The following is a 23163-nucleotide window of genomic DNA, read 5'->3' as shown; positions in this document are numbered from 1 at the left end:
AAAGCCTCCGAACAAAACACTGCGGACAGGACGAATCCAGAGGCAGAATATCACTCCGGCTGGAATGCCGAGCGGTCGTCTGACGAGTCTCCAAGCACTTCAATCGCGATGATAGGATAAGCGAGAGACTTGCTCCGGCGCGGGTTCTCGCCTGTTTTTCGCCTAACCGCTGCCACTATGCTGAATTTGCTGCTGGGCGATCCCAACGTCCGCAAAGTCAAAAAGTACAAACCCCTCGTCACTGAAATCAATCTGTTGGAAGAGGACATTGAGCCACTGTCCGACAAGGATTTAATTGCCAAAACGGCTGAGTTTCGCCAGAAGCTCGACAAGGTTTCCCACTCGCCAGCTGCAGAGAAGGAATTGCTGGCGGAGTTGCTGCCCGAAGCCTTTGCGGTCATGCGCGAAGCCAGTAAACGAGTGCTGGGGCTGCGCCACTTTGATGTGCAGATGATCGGCGGCATGATTCTGCACGACGGTCAGATTGCCGAGATGAAGACGGGTGAAGGGAAAACCCTCGTCGCTACGCTGCCGTCCTATCTCAATGCACTGTCGGGTAAAGGTGCGCACGTCGTCACCGTCAACGACTACTTGGCTCGCCGCGACGCGGAATGGATGGGACAAGTCCACCGCTTCCTAGGCTTGAGTGTTGGCCTAATCCAGCAGGGAATGTCGCCGGAAGAGCGTCGCCGCAACTACAACTGCGACATTACCTACGCTACCAACAGCGAACTGGGCTTTGATTACCTGCGCGACAACATGGCCGCAGTGATTGAAGAGGTAGTCCAGCGTCCCTTCAACTACGCCGTGATCGACGAGGTGGACTCGATTCTGATCGACGAAGCCCGGACACCCTTGATCATTTCCGGTCAGGTCGATCGCCCGAGCGAAAAATACATGCGGGCATCGGAAGTCGCGGCGCTCTTGCAGCGATCGACGAATACGGACAGTGAAGAAGAGCCGGATGGCGATTACGAAGTTGACGAAAAAGGCCGTAATGTCCTGCTGACGGATCAAGGCTTTATCAACGCTGAGCAATTGTTAGGTGTCAGCGATCTGTTTGACTCCAATGACCCTTGGGCTCACTACATCTTTAATGCGATTAAGGCCAAGGAGCTGTTCATTAAAGATGTGAACTACATCGTGCGCGGTGGCGAGATTGTCATCGTCGATGAGTTCACAGGGCGCGTGATGCCTGGGCGTCGCTGGAGTGATGGTCTGCATCAGGCCGTGGAGTCGAAGGAAGGCGTCGAGATTCAACCCGAAACCCAAACCCTTGCTTCGATTACTTACCAAAACTTCTTCCTGCTCTACCCCAAACTGTCGGGCATGACCGGTACGGCGAAGACAGAAGAGTTGGAGTTTGAGAAGACTTACAAGCTAGAAGTAACCGTTGTTCCGACCAACCGAGTCAGCCGTCGTCGGGATCAGCCTGATGTCGTCTACAAAACTGAGATCGGCAAGTGGCGTGCGATCGCAGCGGACTGTGCTGAACTGCACGCGGAAGGTCGTCCTGTTCTGGTCGGTACTACCAGTGTTGAGAAGTCGGAGTTCCTGTCACAACTGCTGAATGAGCAGGGCATCCCCCACAACCTGCTCAACGCCAAACCCGAAAACGTAGAACGCGAGGCGGAAATCGTTGCACAGGCAGGCCGTCGGGGTGCCGTCACGATTTCGACCAACATGGCAGGTCGCGGGACCGACATCATCTTGGGCGGTAATGCGGACTACATGGCGCGGCTGAAGCTGCGCGAGTATTGGATGCCGCAACTGGTCAGCTTCGAAGAGGATGGCTTTGGCATTGCTGGGGTTGCTGGTTTAGAGGGCGGTCGCCCGGCAGCGCAAGGTTTTGGGTCGCCCAACGGCCAGAAGCCACGCAAGACTTGGAAAGCGTCGTCGGATATTTTCCCAGCAGAACTGAGTACTGAGGCCGAAAAGCTGCTGAAAGCAGCGGTAGACCTCGGGGTGAAAACCTACGGCGGTAACAGCCTCTCGGAGCTGGTAGCGGAAGACAAGATCGCTACGGCGGCTGAGAAGGCGCCGACGGATGATCCGGTGATTCAAAAACTGCGGGAAGCCTACCAGCAAGTCCGCAAAGAATACGAAGCAGTCACGAAGCAGGAGCAAGCCGAGGTCGTTGAACTGGGCGGCCTGCATGTGATTGGTACGGAACGCCACGAGTCACGCCGAGTGGATAACCAGTTGCGCGGTCGTGCCGGTCGGCAAGGGGACCCAGGATCCACGCGTTTCTTCCTGAGCTTGGAAGATAACCTGCTGCGGATTTTTGGTGGCGATCGCGTGGCCAAACTGATGAATGCCTTCCGCGTCGAAGAAGATATGCCGATCGAGTCGGGCATGCTGACGCGATCGCTCGAGGGTGCTCAGAAGAAGGTCGAGACCTACTACTACGACATCCGCAAGCAGGTGTTTGAGTACGACGAGGTGATGAACAACCAGCGTCGTGCCATCTATGCAGAACGCCGCCGTGTTCTCGAAGGACGAGAGCTAAAAGAACAAGTGATTCAGTACGGCGAACGGACGATGGATGAAATCGTCGATGCCCACATCAATGTGGATTTGCCGTCGGAAGAGTGGGATCTGGAAAAGCTGGTCAATAAGGTCAAGCAGTTCGTCTATCTGCTTGAAGACCTAGAGGCCAAGCAACTGGAAGACCTGTCTCCTGAGGCGATCAAGATCTTCCTGCACGAGCAATTGCGGATTGCCTACGACCTCAAAGAAGCCCAGATCGATCAAATCCAGCCAGGCTTGATGCGGCAGGCCGAACGCTACTTCATCCTTCAGCAGATCGACACGCTCTGGCGTGAGCATTTGCAGGCGATGGAAGCCTTGCGCGAATCCGTCGGTCTGCGGGGCTATGGGCAAAAAGATCCACTGCTGGAGTATAAGAGTGAGGGCTACGAGCTGTTCCTCGAGATGATGACGGCGATTCGCCGCAACGTGATCTACTCGATGTTCATGTTCGATCCGCAGCCTCAAGCCCGTCCACAAGCTGAGGTGGTTTAGGTCCGCCGGTGGATTTCTATCGCCCGCTGCTGCGGCCGCTCTTGCTGTCGCAACTGAATGTTGACCCTGAGTGGCTGACGCGCAATGCGCTGGGGTTTCTGGCGACATTGGCGCGATCGCGATCGCCTTTGGCTGCTAACCTGCGCAGCTATCTCCGCCAAACCTATGGCTTCCAGGATCCGCGTCTAGCCATGTCCCTCTGGGGGCTCACGTTCGCGACGCCCGTCGGCTTGGCGGCAGGCTTTGATAAGGATGGTATTGCTGCACCGCTTTGGTCGGATCTGGGGTTTGGCTTTGCCGAACTGGGGACAGTCACGGCCTTGGCACAACCGGGAAATCCGCGGCCTCGCCTGTTCCGCATTCCCCAGGATTTGGCGGCTTTCAACCGCATGGGTTTCAACAATGCCAGTGCAGAAGCCTTGGCAGACACCCTGCGTGGCTACTTCCCCGAGGGGCAGCGATCGATCCCGATCGGGATCAACCTTGGCAAGTCGAAGCTAACGCCATTGAGTGGAGCAGTTTCGGACTACGTCAGTAGCTTTCGATCGCTGCGATCGCTTGGGGATTACTTTGTGGTCAATGTTTCCTCGCCGAACACACCAGGACTGCGATCGCTGCAAGCGGTGACAGAATTAGAGCCGATTCTGGCGGCACTTCAGGCGGAGAATACGGAACAGCGACCGCTGCTGCTCAAAATTGCACCGGACTTGGTAGACGAAGAGGTTGTCGCGATCGCTCATCTCGCTCAGCGACAGCAGTTGGCGGGCATTATTGCGACCAACACCACGATCGATAAGAGCCTGTTGTCTGTCGAGCATCTACCCGGACGGCGAGAACCGCTGGCAACAGAAGCGGGCGGCATTAGCGGTGCTCCCCTGCGATCGCGTTCGACCGAGGTGATTCGTCTGCTCCATCGCACCACCCAAGGACAGTTGCCGATCATTGGTGTCGGCGGCATTTTCAGTGCAGAAGACGCGTGGCAGAAGATTGTAGCTGGGGCAAGTCTCGTGCAGGTTTACACGGGCTGGGTCTATGAAGGGCCGCTGCTCGTTAAGACGATTCAGCAAGGGTTGCTGGAGCGATTAGACTCTGCTGGACTTCCAAATTTGGCGGCAGCAGTTGGCTCAGCAGCGATCGATTCTTGAAAACTTAAGAGATCATTTTATGGAGCTAAGGGGATTCGAACCCCTGGCCTTACGGGTGCGATCCGTACGCTCTACCAACTGAGCTATAGCCCCGATTCGGAATGAATCATAACACTGGTCCCGGCTCGATCGCCCTGTGGGACACTGGAGATAGCCCTTGCGGAGCGGTGCCATGACAGGTTCTGTGCAATCCTTCTCGCCTGAACAGATTGAGCAACTGACCCCGACGGAGGTAGCGGCCCTAGCAGCACGGCTTGAAGCGGATGATTACCGCTCACCGTTCGAAGGACTCCAAGACTGGCATTTACTGCGGGCGATCGCCTTTCAACGCCCCGAATTAGTCGATGACTACATCCATTTGCTCGACCTTGAGGCATTTGACGAGGCCTAAGCGGTGACTGCGATCGCCTCTTTTGCCGGTCGTCGGATTCTGATTGGTGTCTGCGGCGGCATTGCGGTCTATAAACTCTGCGAAGTGGTCTCCCAGTTGGTGCAGGCCGGTGCAGAGGTGCGCGTCATTCTGACAGCGGGGGCGGAGCGGTTTATTGCTCCCTTCAGTTTCAGTACTCTCTGTCGCCATCCCGCCTATACGGACGCTGATTTTTGGTCAGCTCGTCATGGTCGTCCGCTCCATATCGAGTTGGGGGAATGGGCGGAAGTGATGCTGATCGCCCCGCTGACTGCCAATACCCTCGCGAAGTTGCGCTATGGGCAGGCCGATAATCTACTGACCAATACAGTCCTCGCGACGACTGCCCCACTCTTGCTCGCCCCCGCCATGAATACGGATATGTGGCTGCAGCCCATCGTCCAAGAAAACTGGCAGGTTCTGCGATCGCGCCCTCAGACCTTGGGCCTAGAACCGGGGAGCGGTCGTTTAGCTTGCGATCGCGTCGGCAGTGGTCGCTTGCCAGAACCGATCGCGATTCTGGCAGGGTTGGAATCGTTGCTCTGGACCCAGGGACAAGCCGATCTGCAAGGGCTGAAGATTCTGGTCAATGCGGGTGGCACCCGCGAGTTTCTCGATCCGGTGCGCTTTATCGGCAATCCCAGTAGCGGGCGGATGGGCGTGATGCTAGCGATCGCGGCCCAACATCGCGGTGCTCAAGTCCAGCTGATTCACGCGCCTTTGACCAACATCGAGCCGGGGCTGTTGACGAGCCTCGATCGCCAAGCGGTAGTCAGTACCGAAGAACTGGCTGAAGCGATGATTGCCGCAACCCCGATTGCAGATTGGGTTTTACTCGCAGCAGCCGTGGGCGATGTCCGGCCGGAACTGCGATCCCACCAGAAGCTGAGTAAGGCTGAACTACCAGCCTCACTGCCACTACAACTGTTACCCGACATTGCGGCGCAGCTCAGTCAGCAGCGGTATCCAAACCAGAAGTTGATCGGGTTTGCTGCCCAAACTGGCGAGATTTTGGAACCCGCGATCGCGAAATTGCAGCGCAAGGGACTCGACGCCATCATCGCCAACGCGATCGATCAGCCCGGTCAAGGCTTTGGCAGTGCCACTAATGCCGCGATCGCGCTGCGTCCTGATGGCTCATCCCAGCCCTTGGGGTTCCGCAGCAAACTTAGCTTGGCTCATGCCATCTTAGATTTTGTTAAAAATCTTTAAGCTTTTGTGTCTGAGTTTTCAGATTTCAGAGAAGGCTGATCGGCTTCTAGCAACTCCAAAAAAGTTCGGATTTGGAGACGGGGAATATAGGGCCAACCACCCGCAGTTTCCATGTCGCGCAACAGGCCATAGAGAGCTTGGCGATCGGTCGGTAAAGCCTTGCGAAAGGAGCCATCTTGGATCTCACGGTGGAGATACTCAAGTAGCCGCAGTAAGCCCAGCAGCCCTTCGGCGTCGCCTTCCAGTTGTTGTGTAAGTTCCTGCACCTGTTGTTTGAGCGGCAGGAGATCAATCCTGACAGTCTCTGGCGCATTGGAGCGACGACCCGAATTCATGCCTAGACCTTCCAAATTGGGTCGATTTTAGCGGACCCTGCCGCTAAGTCTAGATAGAACCTTAAGCGTCGCGACCCTGACGTGTAGAATTCTGAGAGGCATCCTTGGATGCTGATTGATGGATATCAATACCATTCGCTCTAGCTGTTTCTGGAGCATCAGTGAGTCGTTTTGGCGATCGCTGAGGCTGGTGGACAATGGCAAGCGAAAATTCCCCGAGGCTCCGCTGCTACGGTCGAACCGTCGGTGCAACTGAGCGCAGGGCGGGGTTGTTTGATACGGACAGTTGAGGACTGATATGCGGTATCGCGCGTTTCTGGCTGCGTTTTTGGCAGTCTGCCTCGGAGTTCTGACCGCCTGCAGCAGCGGCCCGACGGCAGCAGATTTGGGCACACTCACCTACGACCAAATCAAAGACACTGGCTTGGCCAACAAGTGTCTCTCCCTGAAAGAATCCGCTCGGGGCACCATCCCCTTGGAAGCGGGTAAAAAATATGCTCTGACTGATCTGTGCCTAGAGCCGCAAGAGTTCTTCGTGAAAGAAGAGCCGGGCAACAAGCGCCAGAAAGCAGAATTCGTGCCGGGCAAAGTCTTGACCCGCTACACCTCGAGCTTGGATCAGGTCTACGGTGACTTGGCCCTGAAAGCAGACGGCACCGTCAGCTTTACCGAAAAAGGTGGCATTGATTTCCAAGCCATCACGGTTCTGCTCCCCGGTGGTGAAGAGGTTCCCTTCCTGTTCACGGTCAAGGGCTTGGTGGCGAGCACCAGTGAGCCGGCAACCAGCATTAACACCTCGACGGATCTGCGGGGTGGCTATCGCGTGCCTTCTTATCGCACCTCGAACTTCCTCGATCCCAAAGCGCGCGGTCTGACCACGGGCTACGAAAGCGCAGTAGCAATTCCTTCGGCTGGTGATGCAGAAGACCTGACGAAAGAAAACGTCAAGCGTTTCGTGACTGGTCAAGGGGAAATTTCCTTGGCTGTCTCGAAAGTTGATGGCGCTACGGGTGAAGTGGCGGGCGTGTTCACCGCGATCCAGCCATCCGACACGGACATGGGTGGTAAAGAAGCCGTCGACGTCAAACTCGTCGGTCAGTTCTACGGCCGGATTGAACCGGCTGACGCCTAGGGCGCAAGTGTAGTCGCTGGTTTACACCAGCGGTTACAAGTCAATTCAGACTGAAATCTCGACTGGGGGCATTGGGCGATCGCTCGATGCCCTTTTGTCTAGCGACCGCTTCGGACTAGGATCAAAAGCTTGTACTGCAGGCATTCAACTCGGATATGTCTGGGTGCATGGATAGTTGGGAGAGATGTTGTGACGCAAGTCGTGCCAGGAATTGCCCCCCACGGTGGGCAGTTGATTCAGCGGATTGCCACCGCCGCTGAGCGCCAAGAATTTTTAGCCCAGGCGGATCACCTGCCACGGGTTCAGTTGGATGAGCGGGCGCTCTCCGATCTCGTGATGATTGCGATCGGTGGCTTCAGCCCCCTCAACGGCTTCATGGGCCAGACCGACTACGAGTCGGTGGTGGACGACATGCGCTTGGCGAATGGTCTGCCTTGGTCGGTGCCGATCACGCTCTCTGTCACTGAGGAAGTAGCGGAGCCGCTTAAAGAGGGCGGCTGGGTTCGCTTGGATGATGCCCAGGGCCGCTTTGTGGGCGTGCTAGAGCTGACCCAAAAGTATCGCTACAACAAAGTCCACGAAGCGACCAACGTCTACCGCACTGACGAAGAGCAGCATCCTGGGGTGGCGGTGGTCTACGCCCAAGGCCCGATCAACCTTGCTGGCCCGATTTGGCTGCTGCAGCGGGACGCTCATCCGCTTTTCCCCAGCTACCAAATTGACCCGATCGCCTCACGCCAGCAGTTTGCCGATCGCGGCTGGAAAACAGTGGTGGGTTTCCAAACCCGCAACCCCATTCACCGTGCCCACGAGTACATCATCAAATGTGCGTTGGAAACCGTGGATGGCCTGTTCCTGCATCCCTTGGTCGGTGCCACCAAGTCGGACGACATTCCGGCAGATGTGCGGATGCGCTGCTACGAAATCATGCTGGAGCACTACTTCCCGCAGGACCGCGTCATTCTGGCGATCAACCCCTCCGCCATGCGCTATGCCGGGCCGCGAGAAGCGATCTTCCATGCCCTGATTCGCAAAAATTATGGCTGTACCCACTTCATTGTGGGTCGTGACCATGCGGGTGTCGGCAACTACTACGGTACCTATGATGCTCAGCACCTCTTCGATGAGTTCAAACCAGAAGAACTCGGCATCCTGCCGATGAAGTTTGAGCATGCCTTCTACTGCACCCGCACGCAGGCGATGGCCTCGACGAAAACCAGCCCCAGCAGCCCTGAGGAGCGTATTCACCTCTCGGGGACTAAAGTCCGTGAACTGCTACGCAAGGGTGAGTTACCGCCGCCAGAATTCTCGCGGCCCGAGGTGGCTGCCGAGTTGATTCGGGCGATGCGTAGCGACAGCGAAGTGGCGGCTGTCTAGCCCTCAGGGTTCAGTCCCCTTCTCTGAGGGTTCGGTTGGAAGTCGAAATGCCCCGATCGCAACCCTCAGGCGAGGAAACCGACACAATCTAATCCGCGAAAACACTCAACTTGCCGGTCTAGGATGGTTGAGGGCTGGGGGCAGAGAATGGCATGGACGCGGCGACAGCTATTAAAAGCGGGTGGTCTGTTGTGGCTGGGCGGTCAGATTCTGGGGCAGCCACTCCCGCTGCTAGCAGCGCCCGCTCAACGTCGTTTGGCGTTATTGGTTGGCATCAATCAATTTCAATCGGATAGCATTCCGCCGCTGTACGGTGCAGTGCAGGATGTCCAGCAGCTAGCGGCACTCCTCGTTGAGGGCTTTCAATTTGCACCTAATGACATTCTGATCCTGACCCAAGAGCAAGCAACGCGCCACGGTATTGAGTCTGCCATTTTGGATCACTTAGGGCAGGCTGGTGCTGAAGATATTGTCTTCCTGCACATCAGCAGTCATGGTCGGCACTGGCAGCCAGTAGGTCGCGATCGCGCCGAGTTGAGTCTGGTGGTCCATGACAGTCGGTCTGAGAGCGCGCCTGAGCTGAATGATTTGAGTTTGCAGACCCTGCAATTACTGCTGCAAAGTTTGACGACAACACGCGGTTGGGTCAGTCTTGATGCTGGCTTTGGCCCACCCGATCGCCCTAGCGATCGCTTTTTCATGCGAGGCTTGCCGACTGCGACTGCCGAGCAGTTATCACCGGAAGCAAAGCTGGTGCAAGAGCAACTGCGGCGGCGCGTCAATCAGTGGAGTCGTTCAGCGCCAACGGGTTGGCCCTTACCTGTGCTGTTGGCCAACGGACAGGCCGCCAGTCCAGAAATTCCCAGTCGTACTGGACCGAGAGGGCTGTTGACCCAGCAGTTGTTGGAGCAGGCTTGGAGCCGACCCACGACTGACCAGCAACAGCTCAGTCAGCGACTCGCTAATGCGATCGCCGTAGACCGAGGTCAGGCGATCGCGCGGCTCGGGGTCTGGAAAGGCCATAGCGAACTGAGTCGAGCGGCAGCGGGTGTGGCAGAACTACGCGGTAGTGGTGAACCGCTGCAAGCCATCAGTCTGGCTCGACGCTTGCAAGCCTCCGAGGCCCTTGGCAGCCAGCTCCGCAGTCCTCAAGGAGCCTTGCTAGCGGTGACGGATCAGCGTGGTCGCCAGATTAGTTTGCGATCGCTGCGATCGGGGCTGAGGTTGGAGTCGGGAATGGTTTTGCAGGAGGCGGTGCGTCATTTGCCCGCAGCGCCTGCGCTCGTCCTTGGCTGTTCCCCAGAAATTGAGCGAATTGAACGGGTCGATTTGGCCAGTGCTCTATCGACCTTGCCGACGGTGACAACAGCTTCTGCTCTCGAAACGACTTGTCAGGGACTCCTTCTTCACAGCGATCGCGATGGCTATCGTTTGGTGGATGCGCAACGGCGCGATCGTCTGCAGTGCATGGGCAAGACCCTCAAAGATCTCGGTCATGCCCTCAAACAGCAATTACCCCTGTGGCAGGCGCGGCAGCGACTCAGCCAGCTGCTCAATGACGGTCCCGAAAGTTTCCCTGTGAGCTGGACTTGGCGATCGGGCGATCGCAAGAAACAACTGGCACAGCGTCAGACTGCAGCTGTGCCGCTCCCTGATCCGGGCTCAGAAGTTGCGATCGCTCCGGTCGTAACTACCACCCAAACTTGGGCTCTCCGCAGCTACAGCGATCGGGCCGCCGAATTACTGCTGCTGCTGGAGGATCGCCAAGGCCGCTGGTGGGTCTGGGGCTGGACAGGCACTCCGCTGGTCTCAGACGAGGGCGAAGCAGAAGCGGAACCTCTGCCGCTCCTGCCCGCGATCGAACTGGGAGCTGGTCAAGAGCGAACCCTGACGAGCGAACTGCCGCTTCCGGGGCTTACCAGTGGTGTTGTCTGGGCGATCGCCAGCGCTGCGCCACTCCAGCAGTGTCGTCAGGCGATCGCGGCTCAACAGTCCCCAACTGGGGGACTCCTCCAACCCTTGGCGAATCCCAGTCAGGTGCTGGAAGCATTGGTCGCAGATCTGCAGGCTGCAAGCGCAGATGAGGGCCTGACGACCAGTGGCGATCCGCTGCTACCCCTATCGCTTTGGGCCACTTTGGCGATCGCATGGCAACAAAGCTGATCCGACTTTTCTGAAAGTGGTTAATATTAATTAACACTTCCCCTCGTTACACTGACGAGTTAGTCCCTTTACATCCGCCGAGACGATCCAAGGAGGATTGGCCCCTGTGAAGAAACGATGGAAAAACGCCGGCCTCTACGCACTACTCGCGATCGTGGTGATCGCTTTGGGGACCGCTTTACTGGATCAGCGCGGCACGGAAACCGTGGCGACCTGGCGCTATAGCGAGTTTGTCCAGCGCGTGGAAAACAAGCAAGTCGCTAAGGTTATCCTCAGTCCCGATCGCAGCTCGGCACTGGTTCAAGCCGAAGACGGCGACAAAGTGCAGGTCAATCTGCCCAACGACCCGCAACTGCTGAAAATCCTGACCGATAACAACGTCGATATCTCCGTCCGTCCTCAGAACCAAGACAGCGTTTGGCTGCGGGCTCTGAGCAGCCTCTTCTTCCCGATCCTCTTGCTCGTGGGTCTGTTCTTCATCCTGCGCCGTGCCCAAGGTGGCCCTGGCAACCAGGCAATGAACTTCGGCAAGAGCAAAGCTCGCGTCCAAATGGAGCCGCAAACCCAAGTCACCTTTAACGATGTGGCGGGGATTGATCAGGCCAAACTGGAACTGACCGAAGTCGTCGACTTCCTCAAAAACGCCGATCGCTTCACCGCCGTCGGTGCACAAATTCCCAAAGGCGTGCTGCTAGTGGGTCCTCCCGGTACCGGTAAAACCCTGTTGGCGAAAGCCGTGGCTGGCGAAGCAGGCGTTCCCTTCTTCAGCATCTCTGGCTCCGAGTTTGTGGAAATGTTCGTCGGGGTCGGCGCTAGCCGCGTCCGCGACCTGTTCGAGCAAGCCAAAGCCAGTGCGCCTTGCATCGTCTTCATCGATGAGATCGACGCCGTTGGTCGTCAGCGCGGTGCTGGCCTCGGCGGTGGTAACGACGAGCGTGAGCAAACCCTCAACCAGTTGCTGACCGAAATGGATGGCTTTGAGGGCAACAGCGGCATCATCATCGTTGCGGCGACCAACCGTCCTGATGTCTTGGATGCGGCCTTGATGCGTCCCGGTCGTTTCGATCGCCAAGTGGTGGTCGATCGCCCCGACTACAACGGTCGTCTGGAAATCCTGCGCGTTCACGCTCGTGGCAAGAGCCTCAGCAAAGATATCGACCTCGACAAAATCGCCCGCCGGACGCCTGGCTTTACCGGTGCGGATCTGTCCAACCTGCTGAACGAAGCCGCGATTCTGGCTGCTCGCCGCAGCTTGGCAGAAATCTCGATGGATGAAGTCAACGATGCGATCGATCGCGTCTTGGCGGGTCCTGAGAAGAAAGACCGCGTCATGAGCGAAAAACGCAAAGTCTTGGTGGCTTACCACGAAGCTGGTCACGCCTTGGTCGGTGCCTTGATGCCTGACTACGACCCCGTCCAAAAAATCAGCATTATTCCCCGCGGCCGTGCGGGTGGCCTGACCTGGTTCACCCCCAGCGAAGAGCGGATGGAGTCGGGCCTCTACTCCCGTACCTACCTGCAAAACCAAATGGCGGTTGCCCTTGGCGGTCGTCTGGCGGAAGAAATTGTCTTCGGTGAGGAAGAAGTGACGACTGGCGCTTCTAACGACTTGCAGCAAGTCGCCCGCGTGGCTCGTCAGATGGTGACCCGCTTCGGGATGAGCGATCGCCTTGGCCCTGTGGCCCTCGGTCGCCAGCAAGGCAACATGTTCCTCGGTCGCGACATTGCTGCCGAGCGTGACTTCTCGGAAGAGACTGCCGCCACGATTGACGACGAAGTGCGTCAGCTGGTGGATGTTGCCTATGATCGCGCCAAGAAAGTGTTGATTGAAAACCGCTCGATTCTTGATCAACTTGCCAAAATGCTGGTTGAGAAAGAAACCGTTGATGCGGAAGAACTGCAAGATCTGCTCAACAACAATGAAGTGCGGATGGCCGCGATCGCCTAAACCTCAGCTTGATTGACAGCACTAACGGGAGTCGCACTGGCTCCCGTTTTTTGTTGCTTGTCCTGTGGCTCCAGCGCTCAAGCAAGTACCCACTCAAACTAATCTGTTGGCGTCACCGCACCGACTCAGGGAAATTGTGTCAGGCTCGTCAACTTCCTGGCTAGAAAAACAGACCATCACCCCACAGACAAAGGTGCTGACGGAATGAGGTCTATCCATCCTGCATGCCTCAGCAACATGGGCAGTGGTTAGCTAGCTGTCGTACCTTACAGACGATCGCATTTCGGTTGCCAGAACGATCGCAGAGGAATGAAAACGAGTGGCAAGCACAAGCTAGTGATGACTGCTGAGGCCAGGCCAATGTGGGCAAAATCCCAGACGATTCCCCGCAGGAAGTAGAGCGGTTGTGCCACAAAACGAGGGTTGATGCCTGCGGCTTGATCGGGCAGCAGAGGACGATTGAGGTCGGCGATGATCCGCTGAGCGGTGTTACCCGCTTCTGGTGCCCAATTATTGCCATCGCGGAAATGGATCAAAAACTGGAGCGCGGTGGTGGCTTCAAGCAGAATCGCTAGCCCAAAGCAGAGGCTGATCAGCGCAATTGGTTCCAAGCTAAACCAACGGCGGCGATAGCCAGCGGTGAGAATCCAACCTGCGATCGCGAGCCCCAGCGCATGGGTAGGGTAGGGGGTGCTTAGGGCATCGAGCAGGAACCCCAAGGTGATGCCAGCGATAATACCCTGCCAAACTGCATGGCCTGGCGCCCAGGTGATTAACCAGAGCAGAACCCAGTGGGGCGCGACTCCAGCTAGCTCTAAGCCTGGCAAGCGGAACAACATTAAGAGGGTTAGCCCAAGAGCTGATAAACCTGTGGCTAACCAGGGCGATCGCAGCTCCTCGGCACTGAAACTCATGGTCTGCTGGGCACCGATCGCTGAATTGTCAGCCATTCCAGCTGCCCAATCGGCGCTGACAGCTGCAGGATTGCTTCTGGGGCAGGAGTGGCCTGTAGATCGATTTTTTGAACGACACCCACAGGTAAGCCAGCAGGAAAGAGTGTACTAGCGCTAGAAGTGACAGCGACATCGCCGGGGCGAACCACCGGATCGCGATCGAAGAAACGCACGGTGACCTGATTGGTCCCTTGGCCGCGAATATAGCCCTGACTGCGCGATCGGCTAATCATCACGCCCACACCGCTGCTGGGGTCTGTGATTAACAATACGCGGCTGGTGTTGAGGGAGACGCTGACAATGCGCCCCACCAGACCGCCAGGACCGCTGACGCTGTCGCCTACTTGGACGCCATCCCGACTACCGCGCCCGAGCGTGACCTGCTGCCACCAGCTATCGACGCTGCGACCGATGATTGGTGCCAAAATCGCGCCGGCTGGTTGCTTCGGCTTCAGGGCTAGCTGCTGGCGGAGCACACGGTTCTCCGCTTCTGCCTCCAAGAGCGCTTGCTCAAGACCCGCAACGGTAGCCGTCTTGACCCACTCTTGCTGAGTGGGGCCAGGATAAAAGGGATGGGTGAGCAAGGCGTAGACTTCGACCAAGAGTGACCCTTGGGTTTGCCGCAAAATCCATGCAGCCCCGATCAACCCACCAGCGATCGCAACTCGGAGCCCGAAACGATTGAACCAACGCAGCACATCCGCCATCGTGTTCTGCTGCTCCGCACCGCTCTAGGCGCGGGAGCTGGCACTAAACACCCGCTCAAGACTCTTGAAGTTCTCGAGCACGCGACCCGTGCCCAGCACTACACAGCTCAGGGGGTCGGGGGCAATGTGGGTGATGATGCCGGTTTCATGGCTGATCAGTTCATCGAGCCCCCGCACCAAAGCACCCCCACCGGCGAGGACAATGCCGCGATCGACGATATCAGCAGCCAGCTCCGGCGGTGTTTTTTCGAGGGTGCGTTTGACGGCTTCCACAATCACATTCAGTGGCTCCGCCATGCTTTCGCGCACTTCCGCTGCTTTGATCGTGACGGTCCGAGGTAGGCCAGACAGCAAGTGCAAGCCTCGGACTTCCATGGTTGTCTCATCAAATTCGTTGTCGGGGAAGGCCGACCCGACCATGATTTTAATTTCCTCAGAGGTCCGCTCCCCAATCACGAGGTTGTGGACTTTCTTGAGGTACTGCGCGATCGCCTCACTCAGCTCATCGCCCGCCACGCGCACCGAGTCGCTGAGGACAATGCCTTGCAAGCTCATCACGGCAACTTCCGTGGTGCCGCCGCCGATATCGACGATCATCGTCCCTGTCGGCTCAGCTACCGGCAATCCTGCCCCGATCGCAGCAGCCACCGGTTCATCGATTAGATAGACCTCTCGGGCGCCTGCTTGGGTAGCCGCTTCCATCACTGCGCGACGTTCCACACCCGTGACACCGCTGGGAATGCCGATTACGACCCGAGCTACGCCCGATCGCCCTTCTTGGACTTGGCGGATGAAATGCTTGAGCATCAACTCAGCGGCATCAAAGTCAGCGATGACACCATCCCGCAGTGGGCGCAGAGCTGCGACACTACCGGGGGTGCGACCTAGCATCAACTTGGCCTCAGAGCCGACCGCTAGGGGTTTTTTGAGGTTTTGGTCGATCGCGACAACCGACGGCTCTTGTAAAACAATGCCTTTACCGGAGACATAGACCAGTGTGTTGGCCGTCCCTAGGTCAATACCCATGTCGCGGGAGAGGGAGAAGCGCCGAAGAATACTCACTGATAAATCCGCCTTGATGACGTGGCTGCGGTAATTAAGCTGAGTAGCAAGCCAGAAACGCAGTGGAGTGGCCTGCAACGCCAGAGGATTCTAGCGCCTCCTGCTAACTCAGTCTAGGCAGCGATTCGCTCGGCGGGTTGGCCGACAACTGCCAAAATGGGACTGAGCAATGCGCAGGGGTTTGACTGCACGATGAGCTTAAATGTTGTCAACTTGGTGGGGCGCGTCGGTCGTGACCCCGAAGCTCGTTACTTTGAGTCGGGTTCGGTCGTTTGTAAGTTTTCCCTGGCGGTCAATCGCCGCAGCCGCAATGATGAGCCTGATTGGTTCAACGTTGAGATGTGGGGCCGCGAAGCCCAGGTTGCGATCGACTATGTCAAGAAAGGCAGTCTGATCGGCATCAGTGGTGCTCTCAAGATTGAGAGCTGGACTGATCGCAACAACAATCAGCGCACCACACCCGTCGTCCGGGCCAATCGTCTTGAGCTGCTGGGCTCGCGCCGAGATCAAGAGGGCGGCATGGCTCCCCGCGATCCAGACAGCGATCTGTTCTAATCCCTCGACTCCAAGGCTCAATCCTCAGTTTCGGTTAAGTCCTGATTGCTGTTCGGAGTGATTCGGCTACCGCAGCGTCGCTTCGCCTCATTGACGCGGCGCTGCAGGGCTGGCGGAATACCTAAGAAGGCATCAGCGTAGAGTCGCTCAAATTCTGCCCGAAAGCGATCGGCCAAACTAGAGTCCTCGATCACTAAAAATGTTTCGTCATTTCTGAGGTTGGCTGCGGCACTCCAGTTGTGAGATCCGGTCAGGACGCGCTGGCGATCAATCACGGCAAATTTGTGGTGGAGCGTGTCGCCGGGCGTCAGTCGTGGCGCTCCTGCTGTTGTGAGGGGACTACTCCAAGGGCGATTGTTTGACTCAACCCGGCAGTCGCGATCGGGAAGCGCTAGGCCGACCATATCTAGCAGTTCGCTGTAGGGACGATAGGCAAAGCCAGGGTCAATTAACAGTCGCACTTGAGTACCTTGCTGCGATCGCGCTTCTAAAACATCGGCGATCGCTTGTTCCGAAAAGACAAACAGTGCTAGATCGATCTGCTTCTGGGCTTGGGTGAGGTAACGGGCGATTGTGCCGTTGGTGCTTTCCTGCCACGGTAGCCGGGGACTAGTGGGCGAAAACTGAACCAGCAGGCGCGTGTTGCCAATACGGACCGATTTAGGCGATCGCAAGGGCTTACCAAGGCCAAAGCGGCTATCCGGCAATTTACTGGGGCCATCGCCCCACATCAGGTTGAATTCTTCTTGGAAAATCGCTGCGAGCGCTGGGCTGCGGAACCAGAGCAGATGATTGGCATTGCCACGACTGGCAGGTCGGCCCGGATCGCCAAAGAAATCGCTGGCTGTCCAGTTGGCAGAGCCGGTGACAACCCAGCGGCGATCGATGATCGCGAACTTATGGTGCATCAACCCGCTGCCTTGGCTGCCGTCGTCGGTGTCGTCCAGAATCGGTACACCAGCGCGCTCCAGCATTAACACAGCATCCCCGCCAGCAATTTCGGCGGGACTGAGTTGGCCATCACCATTGCGATCGGCTATCTGTCGGTAGTTCTCTAGTCGCTGCCGCTCGCGATCACTCAGGTTGCCTGACAGTCGTTGACTCCAAGGTTGGCGATACTGGTTTTCCACAATGACGCGAACGGGAATGCCCGCTTGGTGTTTTTGGATCAAAGCAGTCGCTAAGCGGGGCACCTGAATTTCCTGAACCGCGACATCGATCGATGTTTGAGCCTGCTCTAGGCTGGCGAGGAGTTGTCCTTCCAAATCATCACCTTCGCGATCGCGGCCCAAGCTATCGGTAAATCGCTGATCTGGGTTGTGATTGAACGCGACTTGCACGGGAGCGTTGGCATCCCAGCGATCGGCTGCGCCCTGCCCCGAAGACTGAATTTGTGCCAGTGGAGCTTGGCAGGCAGTCAGTAGCCCCAGCAAAAGGGCGAGTACTCCAGACTTCATGCTGAACAGTTCAGGACTCTCTCTAGTAGGCCAGTGATGAATGGCACCTGAGAGGAGATTTAAGCCCAGCTTTAGCTCAGCCTGGGACGATCGCTGTGCTGGATACAGTTCCGATTGACCGACTCCGACTAGAACACAAACATCCATCGCGTCCCGATGCCATGACGGCTGGCTCACCTCGGCGATCGCTACCGCCTGCTCTCCGCAAGGTGGTGATTGGGGGACTGTTTTTCCTTGCCACCCAAGCGATCGCCATCTTGGGTTACTGGCTGTCGGGCTGGAGTTTACTCGACGCGATCTACATGGTCGTGATCACGATCTTTGGGGTCGGCTACGGCGAAGTTCGCCCTATCAATACCCCCGCCCTGCGCATCTTCACAATCTTTGTCATTCTGGCGGGCACTTCCTCCGCCGTGTACCTGATTGGTGGACTGGCGCAGCTGGTAACCGAAGGTGAAATTCGACGCGCCTTGGGCGTACGACGGATGACTCGAGAGATTCGCACCCTGCAGCGGCATGTCATTGTTTGTGGCTTTGGTCGCATTGGGCAGACCTTGGCGCGAAAGGTGACTGAGGCCAGTCTGCCAGTCATTGTGATCGACACCGATGAAACAAGAATTCGCCAAGCGGAAGAACAAGGATTTTTAGCCTTGCGCGGCAGTGCTACAGACGAAGCCATCCTGATCGATGCAGGCGTAGAACGAGCGGCAACGATCGCAACAGCCCTGCCCGATGATGCAGCCAATGTCTTCATCACCCTGACGGCTCGCGGCTTGAATCCCAATTTGACGATCATTGCTCGGGGAGAACTGCCCGCCACCGAAAAAAAACTCCTACAAGCGGGGGCCGATCGCGTGGTGCTGCCCGCCACGATCGGCGCACTGCGCATGGCGCACTTAATTACCCATCCGGCGGCGCTCAACCTCTTAGAAAGCAGCGATAGTCACCAAACTCTGAACGAACTGCTCGGTGAACTGGATATCCAAATGGATGAGCTGGCGATCGCTCCCCAATCGCCCTTGATCGGCCATCGTCTCGGGGCGATCGAAGTCAGCGGCAAAGGCGCATTTATTATCGTGGCGCTGCGGCGAGCCACTGGCGAAATGATCCTTCGGCCGGGCTCCGATCTCTTCTTGCATGCAGGTGACACCCTGATTGTGATCGGCCACAGTGGCGATTTGCCTCGGTTTGCTAAGCACTATGCACTGCAGCGGCAAGTTCAATATCGAGGCGTGCGTCAGCGATCTTGAATCACCCGTCGTCTCCAATCACGGTTGCTCATCAACCAGAAGTAGATCTGGAGTCGCCTGTCTTAAAACAAGCAGGAACTCTCTGGGGGGTGCAGACCTCTGCTCTTAGAGTGGGGGCGGCTGAGAGGATTTACCATGTTGATCAATTTAGGCCAACGACTAGAAAACTTGCGGACGCTGGTGGGCTTTTTGAAAGCTGCCCGTGCCGAAAGCCTCGATCGCGTGATTGCGATCGCCGATTCCCTCAACAAAACTGAAATTGCTGCTCAGAGCCGGCGTTGGATGCTGTCGCATCCGGCAGTTGCCCAGCTCGCTGCGGAGAATTATGCTCCTGCGCGCCCTGCTCTTGAAGCACTCAACCAACTGCCCACGGGCACTCTCGGCCAAGCCTATGCTTCGCTGCTACTGGGCCAAAACCTCTCGCCTGATGACCTTCAGCCCGCGAAACCGGCAACCAATGCTGATGAGTACATTGTGGAGCGGCTGCGAGTCACCCATGATATCGCCCACGTGATCACCGGCTTTGGCACTGATCCCGCCAGTGAACTCGGTTTGCAAGCATTCAACCTCCGGCAAAATCGAACTCCCTTGGCCGTGCTGCTGATCGCCGGTGGTCTGCTCAAAACCATCAAGGAAGGGCGAGATCCAGCACCGATCCTGCGACAAGTGGCGCGGGGAATTGAGCTAGCAGACAAAGCGGAGTTGTTGGTAGCGCAGCGCTGGGAAGATCACTGGGATTGGCCCCTGGAGCAATGGCGGCAGGTACTGAATTTGCCGGTTTAGGGCGATCGCGACCAGTTCGTTTGGCGCTGAATCCAGGGAAGGTACGGGTGCTGACCAGCCTTCCCGTTTGGGAATACAAATAATGCTGGTATTTACTTGTCAGAATTCTGCTTGCTTTAAGTTGTCAAAATAAGCAGTGAAATCGATAAAATTTATAGAGATTTAGAAGTTAAGTAAAAGGAGAAAATGAGATTTATTGGCGATTTCTAAAAACTGTTTGGGATGTACACCAAGATGGTCTGTGAAATCAAATCTCGTCTAGGAGCAAGAATAAAACGTCCACTATTTAGGAGTCAGAGTACAATGAATAATCTCCCCTAGCGCGGGTAGCGATATGTTGACCCTAGAGCAGCTAATTTCGGAGGCGACAGCGCTCCCCGAGGCCGATAAAGCAGTCCTGCTAGATAAGCTTCTCGAAAGCATCACAGGAGCAATGGACTATGACGCTCTGCGCCAGGGTGTGAAGCAAGCTCAGACTCGTCTTACTGAAATCGATAATGGGACTGTGCAAACTATTCCTGGTGATGCAGCCCTAGCGCAAATTCGGCAAATGTTTGGTCAGTGAGGTACGAGTTTCATCCAACAGCTCTGCAAGAGTATGCGGAAGCGGTGCAGTTTTTTAGTCAGAGCAATCAGCACCAAAGCTTTATTGACACAATCGAGAAAGCTATCTTCCAAATTCTTGCAGCGCCGCAGCGTTGGCCAGTCGTTGAGGGGCAGATTCGACGCTACCTGACTTCCAAGTTCTCCTACGCGATCTTCTACCGCGTAGATTCCGATCGCATCATCATCGCAGCAGTCATAAGCTGTCGTCGCGATCCAGAGGCTTGGAAAGGTCGGCTCAGTCCATAACCTCGCATGACGCACCGTTGTTCGTGCCCAATTGCTCCCAATCCCTATTCAGTAGGGGAAATAGCGTTTGCAGTCTCAGAATGATTCCTAAAGACAGTTAGGCTGTGCCTTCAGATTGTCCCAGTGGTTCAACCCATGCGAGACCTCCACCCAAAGCAGGGTGAGCCATACCTCCTGATTCAATCCCCGTCTGCCTCGGGTAAGGGTCGAGCGCTGCAGTGAAGTGACAGCGTTTTGTCATAGTTTTGCCTTTGCTTACAGGAGATGGTTGTCAGGTCATTAAGTTTGAGGCTGTTGGCCCACTCCAGCCTGACTTGCTTGCCCTCTTGTGCATCAGTGGCACGCCTTGAGAGGGCTAAGACAGCACAAGTTCACACTTAATCGAGGGAAGGTACGGGTGCTGACCGGCCTTCTCGTTTGGGCACACTGCAGATCTGCTGGGCAAAGCGATCAGTGAGTAATGGTCCTACCAGTACCGTAATGAGTACCAAGGCAATGATGCTATCGAAGACAGCGGGTGAAAGGAGTTGTGCTTGCAAGCCGGCCTGAGCTGCCGCTAAGGTTGCTGCCACTTGAGGGAGAGACAGTGACCACATCAGGCGTACTTCGGGCCAGCTGTAGCCCTCCCATTGTTTGACTGCGATTGCAGCGAGGAACTTGCTGCCAAACAGGCCACCCACGATCGCAAAGGTGAGGCTGCCCGCAGTGGTCAGGGTTTCCCAGAAGGCTGCGGGGTTAAGCAGCAATCCAATGTCAATGAAGAAGCAGGGCAGGAACATCACCTTGCCAAAGAAGTCGACTTTCTCTCGCACGGGTTCATCCTGCAGGGTTTCGTTCACGGCCAGCCCTGCCAAGAAAGCCCCAATGATCATGTCGAGCTGAATGGCTTGAGCACCCAAGGAAACCAAGAGCAACACCAGGAAGATGAACAGAAACTGGTTGCGCTCGTTGTTGTGAGCCAGGCGGAAAAACCAGCGACTCAGCGGCTTCACGCCGTAGAGTACCAAGGTGATGAATACGGAAAAAATCAGTAGGTCTCGCACGATCGCGATCAGACCGCCATCCCCCGATTGCACTGCTAAGCAAACTGCCAGCACCAGCAGCGCCCCAATATCCGTGAAGATGGTGGCCCCGAGGGTTGCCGCTACAGCTCGCTGGCGCAGCAGTCCGTAGTGCTCCACGATCGGTAACGTCAACAGGGTATGGGAGGCCAGCAGCGAGCCAATCAAAAAGGCACTATTCCAGCCAAAGCCAAAGCCCAACCCGATCAGCAGGCCCACTAACAGCGGAATGGCGAAGGTGGCGAAGCCAAAGCGCAGCGAGCGATCGCGAGCCGCTTGGAACTGGCTGAGATCGATCTCCAGCCCGGCCAGAAACATCAGATAGAGCTTGCCAATGCCGGCGAGCAGTACGACTGTATCCGCCTTGGGCTCCAGAATGTTGAACAGGCTGGGTCCCAGTAAGACACCAGCCAAAATCAGCCCCAGTAGTTCGGGCAGCTTCAGGGCGCGAAACAAGGGTGGCAAAAAGAGCGCTGTCATCAACAACAGCGCCATGGCAGGCAGGGGAGCTTGAATCGGAACCGCGATCGCTGCAAACAGCATGGGCGCCTCCTCGCCAAAGGGCGAATTGAGCGTTAGCAAAGGGCGTTGACGCGACTGAGCCGGGTAGTACTAATGCGATCGAGCCAAGGCTGGAGGAACTGACGATTGGCAAGCTGTTGCTCCGGCACTTGGGTGGTCAATGGATGGGGAGCTAGCCCCATCAGGGCACCCGTCGTCACACAGAACATCGACTTTTGGAAGCTCTCGCAAATCTTGACGCGCACATCGCGACTACCTCGTGTGCGATGGGCATAAAACTCCTGCAGTTCTGGCGGCAAATAATGCACCATGTCCTGCATCAACTGCGTTGGAGGAATCCCCGCCCCACCGATTGGCAAAGGATCGGCAAACAGCGCGCCGTAGGCAAATTGATTTTGCTCGTCAGGGATTTGATGAGCTTGGGCGTTATAGGACACTGTGCCAGGGAAGGGTGTTCCCCGGAAGAAGACGGCTTCGACGTAGGGAATGGCAGTGTCTGCCAAGAAGGTCAAACCTGCAGAGGCTGGCAGAATGTCGTAGCGATCGCCGTCAATCTCGACGCTATAAGTAATCGGGATCGCCGCCGCTGCCACCAACCCGTCGCGAACATGGGTTGCCACATCGGGAACTTTGCGGATTTCACCAGCTGCGTAGCGAGCGGCAAGGCTGGCGAACATATCGCTCATCACCCGCCAGAACTGACCCAAGGCGCTGTAGTAGGCCGATTGGCGAATTAATTCCGGCCAAAAGTCTGGAAAGAGTTGATGCAGTCCCAGCATCACAGGATTCGATCGCCAGCGTGCCCGAATGGCGCGATCGGCCAGTTCCCGAAATTCTGGACCATCGAGAAAGGTATCTAATCCGCCACCGCCGTGCCAGAACATGGCTTTCATGCAGTATTCGGCGTACTCAAAATTGATGCGATCGTGGACCCAGTGCTGCCAGAGTTTAGCCGGAGTCACCTGCCCGTTGAAGTACTTGAAGAACGGGAACAGCACTAAAAATTCGTTCTCGGCGATGTAGCAGAGATTACGAGAGTAGGCATCCAGCACCACCCCGTAACTGTCGAGGATGTGCACCACCTCCAGCAGGTTGTCGGGCGTATCGAGCAGTAGCGCTCCGCCGGCCTCTAAACGCTCCAAAACGGCATTGGCGGGGTTGGGTGGTAAAGGCCGAGCAGTGGTTGCAGACATGCCAATGTCTCCTCGCGGGTCAG

The 23163-nt window shown here is 56.7% G+C and carries 20 protein-coding genes and 1 tRNA gene; 13 read left to right on the top strand and 8 right to left on the bottom strand.

Going from position 1 to position 23163, the window contains the following annotated elements:
- Nucleotides 1-177: 177 nt before the first annotated feature.
- Nucleotides 178-3024, top strand: a complete 2847-nt coding sequence (gene secA, locus SYC_RS06480; protein ID WP_011243535.1) for a preprotein translocase subunit SecA — start codon at nucleotides 178-180, stop codon at nucleotides 3022-3024.
- 8 nt (nucleotides 3025-3032) lie between these two features.
- The gene (locus SYC_RS06475; protein ID WP_011243534.1) at nucleotides 3033-4169 is read left to right on the top strand and encodes a quinone-dependent dihydroorotate dehydrogenase; all 1137 of its coding nucleotides are present in this window, start codon (nucleotides 3033-3035) and stop codon (nucleotides 4167-4169) included.
- 20 nt (nucleotides 4170-4189) lie between these two features.
- Here SYC_RS06475 and SYC_RS06470 read toward each other — a convergent pair.
- A tRNA-Ala gene (locus tag SYC_RS06470) sits at nucleotides 4190-4262 on the bottom strand.
- Between the two features lie 79 nt (nucleotides 4263-4341).
- On the opposite strand from SYC_RS06470, the gene SYC_RS06465 reads away from it, so the two are divergent.
- Together SYC_RS06465 and coaBC are read left to right on the top strand one after the other, a co-directional pair.
- The gene (locus SYC_RS06465; RefSeq protein WP_011243533.1) at nucleotides 4342-4560 is read left to right on the top strand and encodes a protein IsiD; all 219 of its coding nucleotides are present in this window, start codon (nucleotides 4342-4344) and stop codon (nucleotides 4558-4560) included.
- Nucleotides 4561-4563: 3 nt separating this feature from the next.
- The gene (gene coaBC / locus SYC_RS06460; RefSeq protein ID WP_011243532.1) at nucleotides 4564-5790 is read left to right on the top strand and encodes a bifunctional phosphopantothenoylcysteine decarboxylase/phosphopantothenate--cysteine ligase CoaBC; all 1227 of its coding nucleotides are present in this window, start codon (nucleotides 4564-4566) and stop codon (nucleotides 5788-5790) included.
- Here the strand turns inward: coaBC and SYC_RS06455 are convergent.
- Nucleotides 5787-6125, bottom strand: coding sequence for a hypothetical protein (locus tag SYC_RS06455; protein ID WP_011243531.1), 339 nt, complete (start codon nucleotides 6123-6125; stop codon nucleotides 5787-5789). The two genes, coaBC and SYC_RS06455, sit on opposite strands and share 4 nt — an antisense overlap.
- Nucleotides 6126-6423: 298 nt before the next feature.
- Here SYC_RS06455 and SYC_RS06450 point away from each other — a divergent pair, with 298 nt between their 5' ends.
- The 4 genes from SYC_RS06450 to ftsH3 all read left to right on the top strand — a co-directional run bounded on the left by SYC_RS06450 (nucleotide 6424) and on the right by ftsH3 (nucleotide 12745).
- Nucleotides 6424-7257, top strand: a complete 834-nt coding sequence (locus SYC_RS06450; RefSeq protein ID WP_011243530.1) for a photosystem II manganese-stabilizing polypeptide — start codon at nucleotides 6424-6426, stop codon at nucleotides 7255-7257.
- A gap of 189 nt (nucleotides 7258-7446) precedes the next feature.
- Complete coding sequence (gene sat / locus SYC_RS06445) at nucleotides 7447-8634, top strand: sulfate adenylyltransferase (RefSeq protein WP_011243529.1); 1188 nt, start codon at nucleotides 7447-7449, stop codon at nucleotides 8632-8634.
- Between the two features lie 147 nt (nucleotides 8635-8781).
- Entirely contained in the window at nucleotides 8782-10797 is a 2016-nt protein-coding gene (locus SYC_RS06440; RefSeq protein WP_155813906.1) for a caspase family protein, read from the top strand.
- Between the two features lie 106 nt (nucleotides 10798-10903).
- Complete coding sequence (ftsH3, locus tag SYC_RS06435; RefSeq protein WP_011243527.1) at nucleotides 10904-12745, top strand: ATP-dependent zinc metalloprotease FtsH3; 1842 nt, start codon at nucleotides 10904-10906, stop codon at nucleotides 12743-12745.
- Between the two features lie 266 nt (nucleotides 12746-13011).
- On the opposite strand, the gene mreD is transcribed toward ftsH3, so the two are convergent.
- From mreD to SYC_RS06420, 3 genes are read right to left on the bottom strand one after another with little or no spacing between them, the layout of a single operon-like run.
- Nucleotides 13012-13695, bottom strand: a complete 684-nt coding sequence (gene mreD, locus SYC_RS06430; protein ID WP_011243526.1) for a rod shape-determining protein MreD — start codon at nucleotides 13693-13695, stop codon at nucleotides 13012-13014.
- The gene (gene mreC / locus SYC_RS06425; protein ID WP_011243525.1) at nucleotides 13656-14405 is read right to left on the bottom strand and encodes a rod shape-determining protein MreC; all 750 of its coding nucleotides are present in this window, start codon (nucleotides 14403-14405) and stop codon (nucleotides 13656-13658) included. The genes mreD and mreC overlap by 40 nt, the downstream gene beginning before the upstream one ends.
- 24 nt (nucleotides 14406-14429) lie before the next feature.
- Entirely contained in the window at nucleotides 14430-15431 is a 1002-nt protein-coding gene (locus SYC_RS06420; RefSeq protein WP_039755477.1) for a rod shape-determining protein, read from the bottom strand.
- Nucleotides 15432-15659: 228 nt separating this feature from the next.
- Between SYC_RS06420 and SYC_RS06415 the strand changes: the two genes are divergently transcribed.
- Complete coding sequence (locus SYC_RS06415; RefSeq protein WP_011377525.1) at nucleotides 15660-16022, top strand: single-stranded DNA-binding protein; 363 nt, start codon at nucleotides 15660-15662, stop codon at nucleotides 16020-16022.
- Nucleotides 16023-16039: 17 nt separating this feature from the next.
- Here the strand turns inward: SYC_RS06415 and SYC_RS06410 are convergent, their stop codons facing one another.
- On the bottom strand, nucleotides 16040-17479 hold the full coding sequence (locus SYC_RS06410; protein WP_011377526.1) for a phospholipase D-like domain-containing protein: 1440 nt from the start codon (nucleotides 17477-17479) through the stop codon (nucleotides 16040-16042).
- Between the two features lie 161 nt (nucleotides 17480-17640).
- Between SYC_RS06410 and SYC_RS06405 the strand changes: the two genes are divergently transcribed.
- The 4 genes from SYC_RS06405 to SYC_RS06390 all read left to right on the top strand — a co-directional run bounded on the left by SYC_RS06405 (nucleotide 17641) and on the right by SYC_RS06390 (nucleotide 20364).
- Complete coding sequence (locus SYC_RS06405) at nucleotides 17641-18729, top strand: potassium channel family protein (RefSeq protein WP_011243521.1); 1089 nt, start codon at nucleotides 17641-17643, stop codon at nucleotides 18727-18729.
- 135 nt (nucleotides 18730-18864) lie between these two features.
- The gene (locus SYC_RS06400; RefSeq protein WP_011243520.1) at nucleotides 18865-19512 is read left to right on the top strand and encodes a Coq4 family protein; all 648 of its coding nucleotides are present in this window, start codon (nucleotides 18865-18867) and stop codon (nucleotides 19510-19512) included.
- Between the two features lie 334 nt (nucleotides 19513-19846).
- On the top strand, nucleotides 19847-20077 hold the full coding sequence (locus SYC_RS06395) for an addiction module protein (RefSeq protein WP_011377528.1): 231 nt from the start codon (nucleotides 19847-19849) through the stop codon (nucleotides 20075-20077).
- On the top strand, nucleotides 20074-20364 hold the full coding sequence (locus SYC_RS06390; protein WP_039755475.1) for a type II toxin-antitoxin system RelE/ParE family toxin: 291 nt from the start codon (nucleotides 20074-20076) through the stop codon (nucleotides 20362-20364). The genes SYC_RS06395 and SYC_RS06390 overlap by 4 nt, the downstream gene beginning before the upstream one ends.
- Before the next feature lie 377 nt (nucleotides 20365-20741).
- Here SYC_RS06390 and SYC_RS06385 read toward each other — a convergent pair whose 3' ends face one another.
- Complete coding sequence (locus tag SYC_RS06385) at nucleotides 20742-21968, bottom strand: cation:proton antiporter (RefSeq protein WP_011377529.1); 1227 nt, start codon at nucleotides 21966-21968, stop codon at nucleotides 20742-20744.
- A 32-nt stretch (nucleotides 21969-22000) separates the two neighbouring features.
- A complete protein-coding gene (locus SYC_RS06380) occupies nucleotides 22001-23140 on the bottom strand; it encodes a CO2 hydration protein (RefSeq protein WP_011243517.1) in 1140 nt (379 codons plus the stop codon).
- Nucleotides 23141-23163 lie beyond the last annotated feature (23 nt).

The organism is Synechococcus elongatus PCC 6301 (assembly GCF_000010065.1).
GTDB lineage: Bacteria > Cyanobacteriota > Cyanobacteriia > Synechococcales > Synechococcaceae > Synechococcus > Synechococcus elongatus.
Note: the sequence above shows the minus strand (reverse complement) of the source record. Positions and strands in the feature narration are given on the sequence as shown.

Coding starts and splice junctions, on each gene's coding strand:
- secA (WP_011243535.1), top strand. CDS start 178: ATGCTGAATTTGCTGCTGGGCGATCCCAACGTCCGCAAAGTCAAAAAG.
- SYC_RS06465 (WP_011243533.1), top strand. CDS start 4,342: ATGACAGGTTCTGTGCAATCCTTCTCGCCTGAACAGATTGAGCAACTG.
- SYC_RS06455 (WP_011243531.1), bottom strand. CDS start 6,125: ATGAATTCGGGTCGTCGCTCCAATGCGCCAGAGACTGTCAGGATTGAT.
- SYC_RS06450 (WP_011243530.1), top strand. CDS start 6,424: ATGCGGTATCGCGCGTTTCTGGCTGCGTTTTTGGCAGTCTGCCTCGGA.
- SYC_RS06440 (WP_155813906.1), top strand. CDS start 8,782: ATGGCATGGACGCGGCGACAGCTATTAAAAGCGGGTGGTCTGTTGTGG.
- mreD (WP_011243526.1), bottom strand. CDS start 13,695: ATGGCTGACAATTCAGCGATCGGTGCCCAGCAGACCATGAGTTTCAGT.
- mreC (WP_011243525.1), bottom strand. CDS start 14,405: ATGGCGGATGTGCTGCGTTGGTTCAATCGTTTCGGGCTCCGAGTTGCG.
- SYC_RS06420 (WP_039755477.1), bottom strand. CDS start 15,431: ATGGGTATTGACCTAGGGACGGCCAACACACTGGTCTATGTCTCCGGT.
- SYC_RS06415 (WP_011377525.1), top strand. CDS start 15,660: ATGAGCTTAAATGTTGTCAACTTGGTGGGGCGCGTCGGTCGTGACCCC.
- SYC_RS06410 (WP_011377526.1), bottom strand. CDS start 17,479: ATGAAGTCTGGAGTACTCGCCCTTTTGCTGGGGCTACTGACTGCCTGC.
- SYC_RS06405 (WP_011243521.1), top strand. CDS start 17,641: ATGACGGCTGGCTCACCTCGGCGATCGCTACCGCCTGCTCTCCGCAAG.
- SYC_RS06400 (WP_011243520.1), top strand. CDS start 18,865: ATGTTGATCAATTTAGGCCAACGACTAGAAAACTTGCGGACGCTGGTG.
- SYC_RS06395 (WP_011377528.1), top strand. CDS start 19,847: ATGTTGACCCTAGAGCAGCTAATTTCGGAGGCGACAGCGCTCCCCGAG.
- SYC_RS06385 (WP_011377529.1), bottom strand. CDS start 21,968: ATGCTGTTTGCAGCGATCGCGGTTCCGATTCAAGCTCCCCTGCCTGCC.
- SYC_RS06380 (WP_011243517.1), bottom strand. CDS start 23,140: ATGTCTGCAACCACTGCTCGGCCTTTACCACCCAACCCCGCCAATGCC.